This is a genomic window from Luteithermobacter gelatinilyticus, from assembly GCF_005849285.1.
Classification (GTDB): Bacteria; Pseudomonadota; Alphaproteobacteria; order Sphingomonadales; family Emcibacteraceae; genus Luteithermobacter; species Luteithermobacter gelatinilyticus.
Window position 1 is genome coordinate 2627904 of sequence record NZ_CP040517.1, and the last position, 15100, is coordinate 2643003.

A 15100-nucleotide genomic window follows, 5' to 3' on the forward strand; every position below is an offset into this window, starting at 1 on the left:
TTGAGGCCGATATTTCCCCGATCCCCTGTTCAAAGATAATCTTCCAGACGCGGCGGCGGAATGAAATCATGCTGGTTTTCCGGTTTGGCCAGTAACATCCGGGCGACATCGCAATCCTGGGCAATCTGAGCCTTCAGCGCCTCCAGACCATCAAATTTGCGCTCTTCACGGATAAATTCGACAAATTCCACCTTGACCGGCATTTCATAGATATCTTCTTTGAAGTCAAAAAGATGCACCTCCAGGGTCACATCCTTCTTGTTGAAAGTGGGTCGCCGTCCCACATTGGCCACGCCGTCAAGAATGCGCTCCTCCCTCCCGCCGGGCCCTTCCCCGGGAATCAGCATACGGACCGCATACACCCCGAATTTTGGTTTGATATACCCCTCCATAGACAGGTTCGCCGTCGGAAAGCCAATGGTCCGCCCACGTTGGTCACCTTTGCGCACATGGTCTTCCACATGCCACCAGTGCCCCAGACGATCGGCCACAATGCGCACCTGCCCCTCACGCAAGCTGTGGCGAATATTAGTGGAAGAATAGATATGATCGCCCTCCATCACCCGTTCCACAATGGTCAGTCCGAACTGTTCCATCTCACTGAGCCAGCTCAACACTTCCGCCCCCCCGCCGCGACCGGCGCCGAAACGGTAATCGTAACCGACCACCACATGCAGGGCGCCAATTTCCTTCAGCAGGATCTCGGTCACAAAGTCCTGGGCCAGAATGCGCGAGAAATCCCGGTCAAAGGGCAGGGTGAACAGGAAATCCACCCCAAACTGTTCCATCAGGTGGGCCTTGGTGCGAAACGAGGTCAGACGAAAGTCGGGCTGTTCAGGGTTAAAAAACAGACGGGGATGCGGTTCCACAGTCAGAACCGACAAAGTGGTACGCATGTCCCGGGCCACTCGCCCCCCCTCAGCGATGACTTTCTGATGGCCTTTGTGAAATCCATCAAAATTGCCCAGCACAATGACCGAACCCTTGCAGGCATCGGGAAGGTTGGTGTAATGCCTGAAAATCTTCATCGCGGTAAAGCTTCGTCCTTATCCCTTGTTTGAGTCACGGGTTTTGTTCACGGGGTTCTCTTTCACGGGTCCCCGATCCGATCAGGCCGGCCGGCTCGGCACCATCAATTGGGCTTCGCCTTCCATAACCACCGTATCGTTCACCCGACATACACAGGATAACCGCACCCGCTTTCTGCTCACAACCACTTCCTCCACTGTAACCGTCGCATGGACCGTATCGCCAATTCTGACCGGTGCCTTGAAGGTCATATTTTGGGACAGGTAGATGGCGCCCGGACCCGGAAGGCGGGTTCCCAAGACAGCCGACAGCAGGCCGGCGGTCAACATACCGTGCGCAATACGGCCTTCGAATATGGTGGTTTTGGCATATTCTTCATCAATATGCAAAGGGTTCGTATCCCCCGTGATCCCGGCAAACAGGGTAATATCGGCATCGGTAATTGTCCTGCTGAGGCTGCTGCTTTGCCCTTCTTTCAGGTCCTCAAGATAGTTGATGACCACATCAGACATGACAAACTCCTTTAATAGCTTAAGTTTCTGTCCCTGAAGTCATCTCAACGGACCTCGAACAGGATTTTTTTGCGCTGCACCATATCCCAATTTGAAAAAAAACGGAAGCATTCAGTTTCATTAACTTTTTTTTTAACCCCAGAGGCTAACTTAAGCCGAAAGGGCCGGCACTGTGCGCCAGCCCCCTAAATTATGTAAAAAGTGAATGTGTAAAAAGTTAGTTTGTAAAAAGTTCCAACTTATTTGCTGCAAGAGCGGGGAAAAAGAATGGCTGTAGACAAGTCAATGCCAATCCTGATCGTAGATGATTACAAGACCATGCTGCGGATTATCAGAAACCTTTTGAAACAGCTGGGTTTTCAGAATGTGGACGAGGCCAGCGACGGTTCTGAAGCGCTGAACAAGATGCGTGCCAAGAATTACGGTCTGGTGATTTCGGACTGGAATATGGAACCGATGACCGGATATGAGCTCCTGAAAGAGGTGCGTGCGGATGAAATGCTAAAATCCGTCCCCTTTATCATGGTGACCGCCGAATCAAAAACCGACAATGTAATCGCGGCGAAAAAAGCCGGCGTGAACAATTACATTGTCAAACCGTTCAATGCGGCGACCTTGAAACAGAAACTGGTTTCAGTGCTCGGAGAATTCTGATGGCATCGGGGCTTTTGCCGGATCATATCGGGCCGCTAGTGGATCGTTTGAGACGTGGCGACCACCAACCGGTCTCCCTGCCGGATGTTGCTGCCCTCACCGAAGTTCTGATGCGCTCGCTGGAAAGTTATTTCCGGTCAATCGACCTCACGCTGTATCAGGAATGTCAGTCTCTGGCGGATTACATCAATGATGCGCGGGCTGAAATCGCTTCCCTGTCCCCTGACCATTCCGACAGCGCCCAGATTCCCCGCGCTGGCCAGGAACTGGAAGCGATCGTTCAGCAAACCGAAAACGCCACCCATATCATCATGGAATCTGCCGAAGCCATCATGTCCGCAGAAACCGATGATCCGGAAGCCTTCCAAGCCACCGTCCATGACGCCGTCATGAAAATTTTCGAGGCCTGTTCTTTTCAGGACATTACCGGCCAGCGCATCAGCAAGGTGGTCCGCACCCTGGAATATGTGGAAAACCGGATCGACAGGCTGATCAATATCCTCGGGATTCAGGAAGAAGACCTGAAAAAACATGCCGAAAATACATCGCCCCCAGAGGAAGAGGATGAGAACAAAGCCTTACTGCATGGTCCCGCGTTGGAAGGAGAAGGCATTGACCAGACAGAAGTGGATGCGCTAATGGAGGACACTTCAGCCTCCAAGCCCCCCACAAAGACCGCAGGCGGCGAGGATGCCGAAACGCCAGAACCGGCGGAGCAGAGTAGCGCAACGACCGCTCCCGCGGCCGATGCCGAGTCAACTCAGGTCCAAACTTCCCAGGCCCAAACTTCCCAAAAAACGGCCTCCCCGGCGAGCGACGCCGTTACCGAGGACCTGCCTGAAAATCTGGACCCCGATGATATTGATGCCCTGTTCGCCGAGCCATCGGCAACGGCGCCAGCCCCAGCGGCGCCGCCGCCGAAACCGGCCAAAAAGCGCGTCGCCCCGCCCAAATATGAAGAAAATGCTGAAGTGGCGCTTGATGTCAAATCATCGGACAAGACCACTCAGGCCGACATCGACGCCTTGTTCGGATAACCTCTGGTGGGAATTCCAGTGTATTGGCGCATTACTGAATGCGTCATCGCGAACCCCTGCCATATATCTTGGGCCATATATCTTGGGAAAGGGGTGTGGCGATCCCTAGCCTGGAACGCGTTCCTCTCATCAGAATTCATTTCAAAGATTTTCCGGCCAAAGATTTTCCGGTCAAAGATTTTCCGGTCAAAATATGGTTAAGCAAGACCGGAAGGTTCCTATAACGACATGGAAAGTTCGCTGCTGAGCCGGGGTTCCCCGAACAGATATCCCTGGCCATAATCCATGCCATAATCTAGGATTTCAAGGATCTCCCGCTCCTCCTCGATTTTTTCAATAATCAAATCAATGTCAAAACGGGCATAGGCTTCTTTCAGATCCTGCGGATGAATGTCGCCCTTCTCATCAAGAAGCAAAGCCGGTTTGAGCTTGATATAACGAAAATATCGTGAGGCCAGATCCGCCAGGTCAATATTGGTGTCAATGACATGATCCATGGAAAACCTGAATCCCCGCCGGCCCAGCGCCACCAGGCTACGTTCCACCTCGGGCGTGTGACGTATCACGTCCTGTTGGGCAAATTCAAACACCAAGCGATCTGCAAGCTCCTGATTTTCCAACATAAAATCAATAAACTGCGGAAAAAATTCCTGATCATTCAGGGACACGGAAGAGATGTTACAGAAAAACCGTAATCCCGGCCGGCGCGGCCCCAGACGCCGGATTACCTGAATACAGCGAAATAGCAGCAGATTGTCCAGTGTCCCCACCAAACCGCTGTCTTCGGCAAGTTTAAGATACTGATTGGGAAAAATCACATTATTATGGTCATCGCGCACCCGGGAATAGGCCTCAAAATACACCACCCGGCGCGCCGGCAAAGCCACAATCGGCTGAAGGTACAGATCCACCCGATTATCCTCCAACGCATGATGCATGATCTTGAGGATTTCTTCCTCATTGCGCTCGGCCTCGGCAAAATGGCGAGGGAGCGACACGGCGCCGATGCTTTCTTGCTCCGCCCTATTCTGTCGCCGCTCCTCTGCTTCAAGCCGTTCGGCCAGGGATTTTCCGGACTTCTGGACCACCTGGTTTAGCAGAGTCTGCAACACCCGCATCTCAGAAATAATTTCGGCATTGCGGCTGTAATCCGTCTGGGAGAGCTGTTTTTCCAGCCGGCCCACATCATTTTCCAAATGTTCCAGCTTGTCGAGACTCATCTGATAATCCTGATGCAGCGCCAACATGCGGTTCGCCATATCCTGACGTCCCTGGCGCCAGACATAGGCCACATGGAGCTGAACCCCCAGCAAAAAAATAAGCCCCCCCAAAACAAGCGGCGCGGACGGACCGAGACGGCCGATAAGGTCAGGACCGAGAAGATCAGGAACAAGCAATGCACAAAAAAAAGCAATAATCGCGTAAGACGCAGTAATCAGGATATGGGCCAGCACGTTCATTTGTGTTCCTGTTTAGTATAACCGGGTGTTTCTGACCGTTGACTTGGGGCCAGGATTCTTATCCCCCCGGTTCCCTCCTCTGGACAGGCTGTATTATTCACTTGCGGTTAAGATACGATAGAATAGTATAAATTACCGATCAAGCTTTGTGAAGAAATAGACAAACACCACAAAGTCTTCAGGAAGAGCCCAAAGTATATGACAATCACGTGTTCTTATCGCCCCACAGTACTGAGCGTTGTTCTTCTGGCCGGGCTCTGCGGGCTGGTCTTTGGGACACTGATGACACCAGATAAAACCTTCGCCCAAGATACACCAACCAAAGACATCCCTGCCAAGGACCCACCCGCCAAGGACCCCTCTTCCTCCTCTTCGGAAGCGGAAACCGTACGCCGCGAAGAAAGATGCCTAAATGTCCGCCGGATCCGACAAACCCGTGTTGTGGATAACCAGACCATTCTGTTTTATATGTATGGCGGAAAAGTCAAACGGGTCACGTTACTCAATACCTGTTATTCACTGGCGTTTCACGGTTCCTTCAGCTATCGCACCTCTACCGGCCGGCTGTGTTCGGGGTTTGATCATATCGTTTCGCGGGCCGGGAACTACTGCCTGATTGACAGCATCATCGACGTCACCGAAGACCTTAAAAATCAGAAAAAGAAAGACCAAAACGATCAATAGAGTGAAGTGTGAATGGGTCAACCTATTCACACTTCACTCTAAGCCCTAAAGGGCCGCAACATCTGGATCGCCATGTCCCTTTAGGGGCCCGCAATGACGTTGTTCTGTTGTCATCGCTAGCGCACACGACGCCATTCATATAACATTACCGATTCTCATCTTGAAAAAAGGAGGGGGCAAAAAAACAGGGCGGAAAACCGCCCTGTCTGTTTGTTTTGGAAATTCAGCCTCTTGAAAAAGAGGTATTACTTTTTGCGCTTGTCTTCGCCCAGGAATTCCTTGATGTCGGCGAGACGTTTGGCCTCTTTTGACAGGTAGGAAATCCATTTATTGGCCATGTTGCGGCTACGGTCATATTTCTTGGCCTTGACAAATTCCTGGCGGGCTTTTTCCAGCTCGCCCATATTGAAATAGGCCATGCCGCGAACCACATGCGCCGTATCGGGTCGTTTCAAGCCCCCTTTATCAAGGGCCAGACCGATATATTTGGTCGCATTTTCATAATCGTCGAGCTGCATGTAAACCTGACCCAGGCGCATATAGAGATTGCCGTCTCCGGACATCTCAGCCGCTTTTTTCAAAGGCTCCAGAGCCTTGCGCATCTCCTGGCTGTTGATATAAGCCTGAGACAGATACTCCCAGTTTTTCTTGTTCTGTTCCACCAGCCCCTTTTTCAGCCCCTCAGCCAGGACCTTGGCGGCTTTATAGGGAATTTCGTGATACAGAAACAACTGGGACATATTCACCAGTTCGCTGTTTTTCTCCAACAGTCCCTGGCGATGCGCAAGCTCATAAACGGTGAGCTGTTTTTTCTCCAGCTCTTTTTTCTCGGCCGCGCTCAGCCCCGGTTCATTGGTCAGTTCGCCATACATGCCCGCAAGCTGGATCCAGTACTCCTTCTTGGGCCATTTGGTCACGAGCAATTCCAGAATATCGGTCACTTTCTGATATTCCTTCAACTCGAAATACATGACCCGCAGAAGCAGATACCAGTTTTCCTTGGGTTCTTTCCCCTTTTCCTCATACAGGCTGATGGCCTGTTCAATATAGGGGATACCCTTGCGGTAATAGGACAGATCGTTCTTCTTATCCCCCAAGGCATAATAGGCCTGGCCAAGAAGAATCAGCGCCTGTTCGCTGGGGGCCTCCTGGTATTCCATCCACCGGTTCATATAGTCGATGGACTTCTGGTAATCCTCCTTCACAAAATAGAGCTGAGCCAGCGTGTAAATCATATTATCCTCCATGGCGGGAGGCAGATTTTCCTGTCTCAGCACATTCTGATAGGCAGCAATGGCTTCGTTATATTTTTCCTGGCTGTAGGCCAGAAAACCTTTGAAGTTGTAATACTGGGCCCGTTCATAACTGTTGAGACTGTCCAGTTTCTGACCCAGGCCGTCTTCAAGCACCTTGTTGGCTTCGACCCAGTTTTCGGCATCGGCAAATTCCTGCGCCTTACCCAGCACTTTGTAGACTTTTTCGCGCAAGGCCGGAGTCTTGCGTGTTTTACGATTGGCGTATTTGCTTTCTTCTTCGGCCGCATAGGCCCGGTCCGTTGACACAGAAGCCAACGGAAACACAGCCAATACACCGGCAAGAGCCGTAGCGGAAATTAGAGTTTTCGTAAATTTGCTAAAGGTCGTCATTACGCACTCTCCGCTTACTTCTCAAGCTCGAAGGTGATTTTATGCAGAACCCCGGCCACATCAACCGGCTCGCCATCCACCACTTTGGGCTTGTATTTGAACTTTTCGGCCGCCTTGATGGCCGCCCTGTTGAACAGGGAACTTGTGCTTTCAACCACACGGATATCCGTGACAGTACCGTGTTTGGTCACGGTGAATTCCAGGATCACATATCCTTCAATTCCCCGCTCCGCAGCACGGCGTGGATAAACCGGCGCCACTTTCACAATCGGCAGGTAATCCCCGTCGCTGGCGGCAAATCCGCCCGTCCCGGCAACTTGCACTTCTGCGGAAACCGGCGCATTACCGATTTCGATTCCGGTATTCACGTTACTGAGATTGGTATCCATCTGGATTTCAGGAGTTTCCGGAGGGGCTTCCACCTCTTCCGGCTTGTCGGGTTTACGAATTTTCTGCTCAACTTCCTGAGCTTTTCGTACCTCGGCGATCTCAACACGGATCTTTTCCCCTGTGCCTGTCAGCGCTTTTTTACCGGTGGCAATCAGCAGCTGCATCGCAAAGAAGAGCATGAAGGTGATGAGAGCGGCAAAGGCAAATGAGACTGTATATCTTGCAATCATTGTTCTCTCGTCGATACCACATAATCCGTGACACCAGCCTGACGAACCGCATCCACGACGTCCATGACTATGCCGGATTTGGCATCCTTGTCAGCTTGAATCACCACACTTCCTTCCGGGTTTTCAGCCCTCAGGCGCTCCACATTGGCCCGGATAGCACGCACGTCGACCCGACGTTTCTGCATCCAGACTTCATTTGTGTCGCTAACGGCAATCATGATGTTTGCCTTGTCCTGCTTGAGGGCTGTTGCGGACAGAGGACGGTCTACGTCGATCCCGGCTTCCTTGATAAAGGAGGCCGTCACGATAAAGAAGATGAGCATGATAAACACGATGTCGAGCATCGGTGTCATATCGATAGCTGCTTCATCCCCGCTTTTTGCAGAAGAATGTTTACGCATACCTGTCCTCTTAGTGATCCATTGTCAAATGGTCTTCAAGAAGTTCGGCTTCCTTATTGGCGCGGTTCTCCAGATAGCTGGAAGCAAACACGCCCGACAGGGCACCGACCATTCCGGCCATAGTGGGAATTGTGGCTTTGGATACCCCCGCGGCCATTGCCCGGACGTTACCACTTCCCAAAATCGCCATCACATCAAAGACCTCAATCATTCCGGTTACGGTTCCAAGAAGACCCATCAGCGGACAAACCGCCACCAATGTCTTGATCAAAGGCAAGGGTCCTCTCAGATCCATGGTCACTTGACTGATCATGGCTTCGCGAATTTTATGGGCGAACCAGGAAGTTCGCTCAGCGCGAGCTTCCCAGGTTCCCATAACTTCATTCACTTGCTTACGATGTCCGGTCTTGAAATAGATCAGACGTTCGAAAACCAGGCCCCACATCAGCAAGATGACCAGGAAGATCCAGGTCAGGATCGGGCCTCCCCGCTCCATAAAATCCCGGACTGCTTCCAATGCATCCATCAGGGGCATCATGATCAAGCTCCTTTGTTAGACTGCTGTTCCGCGTGTACAGCAATGATCCCGGCGCTCTGCTCTTCGAGCGTATGGATAATGCGCTTGCTCATGCCGGCCACGACGCTATGCAGGAACAGGGTCGGCAACGCCACGGTAATCCCCAGCACGGTTGTGACAAGAGCCTGAGAAATACCGCCAGCCATCAGTTTCGGATCCCCCGTACCGAACAGTGTCATGGACTGGAAGGTCTGGATCATCCCGGTCACTGTCCCCAGCAGCCCCATCAGCGGCGCCACAGCGGAAATAATTTTGATCAGGACCAGGAACCGTTCAAGTGCCGGAGTCTCTTTCATTATAGCTTCATCCAGCTTCAACTCAAGCGTTTCCACATCAACTTCCTTGTTGGCGTCATATACGCTCAACACACGCCCCAGCGGGTTGTTTTCACTAACCACATCGCTGCTGATCTGGGCTTTCACCTTGCGGCTGGCAATAGTCAGATAAATGAAACGCTCTATGATGAAAATCATGCCAATGGCACCGACAATCAGGATCAAATACCCGATGGTTCCCCCTTGGTCGATCCGCTCCCGCAGGGACGGGGCCTGAATCAACAGGGCCAGAATGGAACCACGAGAGGGATCAAGACCAAAAGCGGTAAACCCTTCTTTGGCCTGCTGCAGGGCCGCCGCGGTTTCCAGGAAACGATCCGCCGGCTGACGCACCAGTTCTGCAACACGCTGAGCCTGCGGGCGCCATTCAAGATATTTGCCGTCGGAAACCAGGTTAAAGGGACCGACACGTACCACTTCTTTTTCTTCGGTCGCCCCGTCCGGATACTGAACCGTGGTATCGAAGGCTACCACTTTTCCGGCTTCGGTCATTTCCCGCTGAATTTCAAACCACAGACGTTCGATTTCCTCGATGGTCGGCAGCTTGGAACTGGAAGCGGTCTTCTGCACCAGCTCATCCAGGAATTCATCGCGGTTCGGATACTGGGCGCTGATAATAGAATGTTCAAACACGCCGCGGGCATCACCGGAGACCTGCTGAAGCACCCCGAACAGCTCTTTCAGCGCGCCCAGTTCCTCGGACAGTTCGGTCTGAAGCTGGGCCAGCTTGTTTTCATTGGCCTTGAATTCGGCTTCAAGACGATCAGAACGACGCTCCTCAGCGCGCTGTTCCGCCTGGGCCTTATTCAGAAGAGCCTGCTGCTCAGATTTGTTGCGCAGGAATTCCTGCTCGCGTTTACGATATTCAGCCGTTTCATTGACCTTACCCTGCCGAACGATTTCCAGTAGCTCGTCAAGGTTTTTCACCTCTTTCTGAGCCATTGCCGTTGAGGCCATGCCGCCAAGAGCAACAGCAAGAACAAGTGTAACTAATTTCTTCATTGTGCCCGCTCCGGTGCTAGAATAGGTAATTTCAGCAATCTGTCAGCAGCCGCCTGTTTGTTGGCCACACGCAGGGCTTGGGCCACTGAGCTTCTGTATGAATCGTCAAGGATTTCAAACTGCTTGGTTTGGTTGTTCCAGGCACCGGTAATCTGACCATCCCGGGTCTGATATACCAGAGCGACACGCCCAACCTGCAGGAAGTCCACCTCGCGGGAAACGCCGTCAATTTCAATGGTGTCCGTATACGCTACCAAGGCCCGGCCATAATCGCTTTCAATCTGATACGCCTCAAAAACGCTGCGGAATTTCTCTGACGTGTCGACGCTCGGATCATCCATCAGGTCTTTAAGCCGCTCAATCCCTTCAAGACGCTTATTCAGCTGGAACGGCACATCCATCTTGATGAAAGCTTCGAGAGCATCAACCATCTTCAGCATCAGCGGCGTGATCTGCCGCTTCACATAGGTGACCTGCTTGATGGACGTGCTCAGATCTTCCATCTCTTCCACCTGGCGGTCAATCTGGCGCTGCAACTGCGCGTTATAGATCTTCAGGCCTTCAATGGTTTTCTGAACGGCTTTATATTGGCTGACAATCTTGTCTGTTTCTTCAACAATCTTGTCGATACGTTTCTGAGATTCCTGTGCCAGCTTGTTGATGGCCATGCCCTCATCGAGGACCTCCTTCAACTCGGTAGCACCCGCTGTTCCAGCGCCCATCATAAGGGCACCAGCAGCAACGGCGGAAAGAACAAGTGTCCTTACACGATGCTTATTCATGCGTCTTCCTACAGCTTTTTAAAGGTTGTTAAGATTAAACCATTGAAAATGGCGAAAAAAGCACCCGGGGACCGAGTCCTGTCATACAAAGAGTCATAACGGGCGGCACATAGTGAATTACCAATCCACCCCAGACCTCTTTCTCTCATGCGTGTCCCCTTGTACCTACTTCATTAAAGACACACCTTCCAGCCATTTTCCCGCCACAAAGCATGCCTATAATTTAAAAAATAAATCATGTCCCTTTTGCAGGGATCAGTTGTTGTTATCTGTCTAAAAAAACTGGCACTTGCCAGCCTCTCACCTCACAGACTGTGCGACACACTAGCCCAAAAGATAACCCCATTTCAAGGCTTGCTTCACAGCAAAATAAAAAAAAACGTTTTTTTATTATCGGAAACAAGCAAATGGGCAAATCTTCTGCCCGCCGCCTCCCTCTGCAAAGCAATATTTTTTCAATGAGTTAGAGGCAAAAACAAGCAGCTCCCCAGACCGGAAACACGCAGAAATCAGCTTGGCGTTTTTCCCTTCCGAGAAACAAAAAACTGTCTTTTTTTCAACAAATATGGTGAATTTTGTATACTAGAACCAAAGAATCGCATCAAAAACCGGGTTTTGGTACACGATTCTTTTTTGAGGGCTATTTTTTGTAAGACAATCCTCACTCAGCCCTGATGGCGGCGCAGCAACCGCAGCCCCCGTTAGCGCTAATACCCCCTAGAGTGAATTGTGCAGCGTTGGCTCAATTCACTCCAAGCCACTGCTGTTCCGAAGCTCAGGCGGTATATCACAAAAGAAAATGAAAGATCATAAAAAATCGGAGAATCGGAGATCTTCAATAGGAGACCTTCGAGACGGGATCTACGGAGACCCGGACAGAGACAGAGTCAATAGGGGCGTCAATGGGGGCGAACCGAATTAACCGCTTCCAGGACGCTGTGCCATTTATTTTCGATACAGGTACGCCGGGCCGCCGCCAGACCGAAACGCCTGATCAGTTGATGGGCCAGTTCCTGTTTATAACGAAAGTTATCCTTCCTAACGGAAGCGGGGATTGGTTTTTTTGCAGCCATTCTGTTTCTCCTTGCGGCAGCCCTGCCATCCCGAATATGGTTTCCGGGATCAGTGGTTTTGCGTCCCGCCGTTACCGACGGTTTGCCGTTTGTCACAGGAACGCTACTGCTGAACGCCACCTGCTATTAGAGTAAATTGTGAAGAGGTTGACTCAATTCACTCTAGCATTCACCCTAACAGGAAGAAGTGAAAAGCCGGTAAAAGAACCGGTAAAGTTTTACAGATTCTCCATAACAGATTCTCCATAACAGATTCTCCGTGACAGATTCTTTCTGCCTTGCTCCCGAATTTCGGCCTCTATCAAAAAATCACACCCCCTTGTTCAAAAAATAATGTTTTTCGATTCTCTTTTCCGGTCTCTTTTCCGGCAAGTATCTGTTAGCCTTCTCTGACAGGAAAAAGTTCTGCCCACCGGCATGCGCAGCCGGAAGTCGGACCTGAAGCGGGACCAATAGCAGGAATAGAGTTGACGATAGAAACAGGGAATGACGGGGGTCTGAAATCGTTACAGAATCAACTAATTACGTCCTGCTTGGGCAGCCTCCCATTCCTACCAGCAATTCGGCCGGTAATTTGAAAGCAGACCCCAGAACGTGTTCCCGGAGACGATTCCCCAAGGTGCTGTTTCGCAGAACGGCAGCCTGTGAAATATTAAGAATTCATCAAAAGATGCAACCAGCCGCTTGGAACTATTGATACATGTCCCTGGAACTATTGATACATGTCAATGTGCCCTTGCGCCGATTGGCCTATGTGGAGCATGGTAGATTTTCCCTCAAAAGGGGGCTAACTTGAAGAATATTCGAATAAAGTGAACCAACGTTATGCAGTCTCAACAAAAACAACAGGTTAGGATATGACAACCCACGACACACAAACTGCCGCCAGACCTCCTCAGGTAAGCTCCCTGGCGCAATGGCTGTCCGCCCTGGGGCTTGGGCTGGCCGCCGTTATTGCTCTTCTGATTGCGGCAAAAACCACTTCATCCGCCTTTCAGATACACGCCTTTATCATGCTGGGGGCGTTTATCCTTGGTATCATTGCGATCTTCAATATGGGGTTTGGCAACAATGGCAGACTCGCGGCGGAGGCATCGCCGTCGGGGGTCTATTATAATGATGGCGTTGTCAAAGCCGGGGCCATTGCCACCATCTTCTGGGGCATTGCCGGCTTCTTGGCTGGCGACCTGATTGCCTGGCAGTTGGCGTTTCCGTGGCTGAATTTTGACACCTCCTTCCTGAATTTCGGCCGCATGCGGCCCCTGCATACCTCGGCGGTGATTTTCGCCTTTGGCGGCAACGCGCTGATCGCCACATCGTTCTATGTGGTGCAACGCACCAGCAAGGCGCGGCTGGCCGGGGAAATCGCCCCCTGGTTTGTGTTCTGGGGCTATCAGCTATTTATTGTGCTGGCCGCCACCGGTTATCTGATGGGAATCACCCAGTCCAAGGAATATGCCGAACCGGAATGGTATGTGGACCTGTGGCTGACCATTGTCTGGGTGGCCTATCTGCTGGTCTATCTGGGAACGCTATGGCGGCGGCAGGAACCGCATATCTATGTGGCGAACTGGTTCTATCTGGCGTTTATCGTCACCATCGCCATGCTGCATATTGTCAACAACCTCACCGTGCCGGTCTCCTGGACGGAACCCAAAAGCTATATCCTGTTTTCCGGGGTACAGGACGCCATGACCCAATGGTGGTACGGCCATAACGCCGTAGGGTTCTTCCTGACCGCCGGCTTCCTCGGGATCATGTATTATTTTGTGCCCAAACGGGCAGAACGGCCGGTCTACTCCTACCGCCTGTCCATTATCCACTTCTGGGCACTGATCTTCATTTATATCTGGGCCGGCCCGCACCATCTGCATTACACGGCCCTGCCGGACTGGGCACAGACGCTCGGCATGACATTCTCCGTCATGCTGTGGATGCCGTCCTGGGGCGGCATGATCAACGGCCTGATGACCTTAAGCGGCGCTTGGGACAAGCTGCGCACCGACCCGGTGCTGAAAATGCTGGTGGTCTCCGTCGCCTTCTACGGCATGAGCACCTTTGAAGGGCCGCTGATGTCCATCAAGGCGGTCAACGGCCTCAGCCACTACACCGACTGGACCATTGGCCATGTACATTCCGGCGCGCTCGGCTGGGTCGCCTATGTCAGCTTTGGTGCCATTTATTGCCTGGTCCCCTGGTTGTGGAAACGCGAAGGCCTGTATTCCCTGAAACTGGTCAATCTGCATTTCTGGATCTCTACCGTGGGCATTGTGTTCTACATCTGCGCCATGTGGGTCTCCGGCATCATGCAGGGCCTGATGTGGCGGGCCTATAATGAACTGGGCTTCCTGGAATATTCTTTTGTGGAAACGGTGGAAGCCATGCATCCCTATTACATCATCCGCGCCTTCGGTGGCCTGCTGTTTGTGATCGGCTCCCTGATCATGTTGTATAACGTGATCATGACAATCCGCGGGGCCGGCGCCGCCAAACGCATCGCGACCACGGCCACCCCGGCGATGGCCGAGTAAGGGAAAGGGTAGATAAAATGTTTAAACACGAAATTTTTGAAAAAAACTCTATCCTGCTGCTGATCGGCATTCTGATTGTCGTCTCCATCGGCGGCATTATCGAAATCGTCCCGCTGTTTTATCTCAACAGCACCATTGAAAAGGTGGAGGGCATGCGGCCCTATACGCCGCTGGAATTGGCCGGACGCAACATCTATATCCGTGAAGGCTGCTACACCTGCCATTCCCAGATGATCCGCGCCACCCGGGACGAAGTGGAACGCTACGGCCATTATTCGCTGGCGGCCGAAAGCATCTATGACCATCCCTTCCAGTGGGGGTCCAAGCGGACCGGACCGGACCTCGCCCGGGTCGGCAATAAATATTCCGATGAATGGCATCGGGAACATATGATTGACCCGCGGGCGCTTGTGCCTGAATCCGTCATGCCAGGCTATCCGTTCCTGGCCACCACCGAATTGGACTACACCACCATTCAGCAGGACCTGAAAGCCAACCGTATGGTCGGGGTGCCCTATACGGAGGAGATGATCGAAAACGCGGCGCTGGATCTGGAAACCCAGCTCGATGAATATCACGATAATCTGGATGCCTTCCTGGAACGTTATCCGGGGGCTCAGGTGCGTGATTTTGACGGTAATCCCGACAAGATCACCGAACTGGACGCCATGATCGCCTATCTGCAGATGCTGGGCACTCTGGTGGATTTCTCCCTTTTCGACGCCCAAGAGAACAACAGGTAATTACAGACAGCGAG

15 protein-coding genes and 1 riboswitch are annotated in these 15100 nt (G+C 51.9%); of the genes, 5 read left to right on the top strand and 10 right to left on the bottom strand.

The features are described 5' to 3' along the window. Positions 1–29: 29 nt before the first annotated feature. The gene (locus FE788_RS11800; RefSeq protein ID WP_138380826.1) at positions 30–1028 is read right to left on the bottom strand and encodes a bifunctional riboflavin kinase/FAD synthetase; all 999 of its coding nucleotides are present in this window, start codon (positions 1026–1028) and stop codon (positions 30–32) included. 81 nt (positions 1029–1109) lie between these two features. Next, positions 1110–1541 carry a MaoC family dehydratase gene (locus tag FE788_RS11805; protein ID WP_138380827.1) on the bottom strand — a complete coding sequence of 144 codons (432 nt, stop codon included), beginning with the start codon at positions 1539–1541 and terminating at the stop codon, positions 1110–1112. Positions 1542–1808: 267 nt separating this feature from the next. Here FE788_RS11805 and FE788_RS11810 point away from each other — a divergent pair, with 267 nt between their 5' ends. Beyond that, entirely contained in the window at positions 1809–2195 is a 387-nt protein-coding gene (locus FE788_RS11810; protein WP_138380828.1) for a response regulator, read from the top strand. Then, complete coding sequence (locus FE788_RS11815; protein ID WP_138380829.1) at positions 2195–3232, top strand: protein phosphatase CheZ; 1038 nt, start codon at positions 2195–2197, stop codon at positions 3230–3232. Before FE788_RS11810 ends, FE788_RS11815 begins: the two co-directional genes overlap by 1 nt. Before the next feature lie 218 nt (positions 3233–3450). Here the strand turns inward: FE788_RS11815 and FE788_RS11820 are convergent, their stop codons facing one another. Beyond that, positions 3451–4692, bottom strand: a complete 1242-nt coding sequence (locus tag FE788_RS11820; protein WP_138380830.1) for an EAL domain-containing protein — start codon at positions 4690–4692, stop codon at positions 3451–3453. Positions 4693–4890: 198 nt separating this feature from the next. Between FE788_RS11820 and FE788_RS11825 the strand changes: the two genes are divergently transcribed. Next, the gene (locus tag FE788_RS11825) at positions 4891–5376 is read left to right on the top strand and encodes a hypothetical protein (protein WP_138380831.1); all 486 of its coding nucleotides are present in this window, start codon (positions 4891–4893) and stop codon (positions 5374–5376) included. A gap of 245 nt (positions 5377–5621) precedes the next feature. On the opposite strand, the gene FE788_RS11830 is transcribed toward FE788_RS11825, so the two are convergent. From FE788_RS11830 to FE788_RS14135, 7 genes are all read right to left on the bottom strand, one after another. Further along, positions 5622–7022, bottom strand: coding sequence for a tetratricopeptide repeat protein (locus tag FE788_RS11830; RefSeq protein WP_138380832.1), 1401 nt, complete (start codon positions 7020–7022; stop codon positions 5622–5624). 14 nt (positions 7023–7036) lie between these two features. Next, positions 7037–7642, bottom strand: coding sequence for an energy transducer TonB (locus FE788_RS11835; RefSeq protein WP_138380833.1), 606 nt, complete (start codon positions 7640–7642; stop codon positions 7037–7039). Next, on the bottom strand, positions 7639–8043 hold the full coding sequence (locus FE788_RS11840) for an ExbD/TolR family protein (RefSeq protein ID WP_138380834.1): 405 nt from the start codon (positions 8041–8043) through the stop codon (positions 7639–7641). Before FE788_RS11840 ends, FE788_RS11835 begins: the two co-directional genes overlap by 4 nt. A gap of 10 nt (positions 8044–8053) precedes the next feature. Next, entirely contained in the window at positions 8054–8581 is a 528-nt protein-coding gene (locus tag FE788_RS11845) for a MotA/TolQ/ExbB proton channel family protein (RefSeq protein WP_138380835.1), read from the bottom strand. Between the two features lie 2 nt (positions 8582–8583). Continuing rightward, positions 8584–9957, bottom strand: a complete 1374-nt coding sequence (locus FE788_RS11850) for a MotA/TolQ/ExbB proton channel family protein (protein WP_138380836.1) — start codon at positions 9955–9957, stop codon at positions 8584–8586. Then, positions 9954–10739, bottom strand: coding sequence for a DUF3450 domain-containing protein (locus FE788_RS11855; RefSeq protein ID WP_138380837.1), 786 nt, complete (start codon positions 10737–10739; stop codon positions 9954–9956). Before FE788_RS11855 ends, FE788_RS11850 begins: the two co-directional genes overlap by 4 nt. 899 nt (positions 10740–11638) lie before the next feature. Then, positions 11639–11812, bottom strand: a complete 174-nt coding sequence (locus FE788_RS14135; protein ID WP_168190398.1) for a hypothetical protein — start codon at positions 11810–11812, stop codon at positions 11639–11641. A 12-nt stretch (positions 11813–11824) separates the two neighbouring features. After that, a riboswitch (cyclic di-GMP riboswitch) is annotated at positions 11825–11909 on the bottom strand. A 760-nt stretch (positions 11910–12669) separates the two neighbouring features. Between FE788_RS14135 and ccoN the strand changes: the two genes are divergently transcribed. Both ccoN and ccoO read left to right on the top strand, forming a co-directional pair. Beyond that, complete coding sequence (gene ccoN / locus FE788_RS11860; protein WP_138380838.1) at positions 12670–14343, top strand: cytochrome-c oxidase, cbb3-type subunit I; 1674 nt, start codon at positions 12670–12672, stop codon at positions 14341–14343. 17 nt (positions 14344–14360) lie between these two features. Beyond that, complete coding sequence (gene ccoO, locus FE788_RS11865) at positions 14361–15086, top strand: cytochrome-c oxidase, cbb3-type subunit II (protein ID WP_138380839.1); 726 nt, start codon at positions 14361–14363, stop codon at positions 15084–15086. The last annotated feature ends 14 nt before the right edge of the window (positions 15087–15100 follow it).

Excerpts from the sequence above, each read along its gene's own strand:
- FE788_RS11855 (WP_138380837.1), bottom strand. The coding sequence starts at position 10,739 with ATGAATAAGCATCGTGTAAGGACACTTGTTCTTTCCGCCGTTGCTGCT.
- FE788_RS11840 (WP_138380834.1), bottom strand. The coding sequence starts at position 8,043 with ATGCGTAAACATTCTTCTGCAAAAAGCGGGGATGAAGCAGCTATCGAT.
- FE788_RS11825 (WP_138380831.1), top strand. The coding sequence starts at position 4,891 with ATGACAATCACGTGTTCTTATCGCCCCACAGTACTGAGCGTTGTTCTT.
- FE788_RS11820 (WP_138380830.1), bottom strand. The coding sequence starts at position 4,692 with ATGAACGTGCTGGCCCATATCCTGATTACTGCGTCTTACGCGATTATT.
- FE788_RS14135 (WP_168190398.1), bottom strand. The coding sequence starts at position 11,812 with ATGGCTGCAAAAAAACCAATCCCCGCTTCCGTTAGGAAGGATAACTTT.
- ccoO (WP_138380839.1), top strand. The coding sequence starts at position 14,361 with ATGTTTAAACACGAAATTTTTGAAAAAAACTCTATCCTGCTGCTGATC.
- FE788_RS11850 (WP_138380836.1), bottom strand. The coding sequence starts at position 9,957 with ATGAAGAAATTAGTTACACTTGTTCTTGCTGTTGCTCTTGGCGGCATG.
- FE788_RS11800 (WP_138380826.1), bottom strand. The coding sequence starts at position 1,028 with ATGAAGATTTTCAGGCATTACACCAACCTTCCCGATGCCTGCAAGGGT.
- FE788_RS11835 (WP_138380833.1), bottom strand. The coding sequence starts at position 7,642 with ATGATTGCAAGATATACAGTCTCATTTGCCTTTGCCGCTCTCATCACC.
- FE788_RS11810 (WP_138380828.1), top strand. The coding sequence starts at position 1,809 with ATGGCTGTAGACAAGTCAATGCCAATCCTGATCGTAGATGATTACAAG.
- ccoN (WP_138380838.1), top strand. The coding sequence starts at position 12,670 with ATGACAACCCACGACACACAAACTGCCGCCAGACCTCCTCAGGTAAGC.
- FE788_RS11830 (WP_138380832.1), bottom strand. The coding sequence starts at position 7,022 with ATGACGACCTTTAGCAAATTTACGAAAACTCTAATTTCCGCTACGGCT.
- FE788_RS11805 (WP_138380827.1), bottom strand. The coding sequence starts at position 1,541 with ATGTCTGATGTGGTCATCAACTATCTTGAGGACCTGAAAGAAGGGCAA.
- FE788_RS11815 (WP_138380829.1), top strand. The coding sequence starts at position 2,195 with ATGGCATCGGGGCTTTTGCCGGATCATATCGGGCCGCTAGTGGATCGT.
- FE788_RS11845 (WP_138380835.1), bottom strand. The coding sequence starts at position 8,581 with ATGATGCCCCTGATGGATGCATTGGAAGCAGTCCGGGATTTTATGGAG.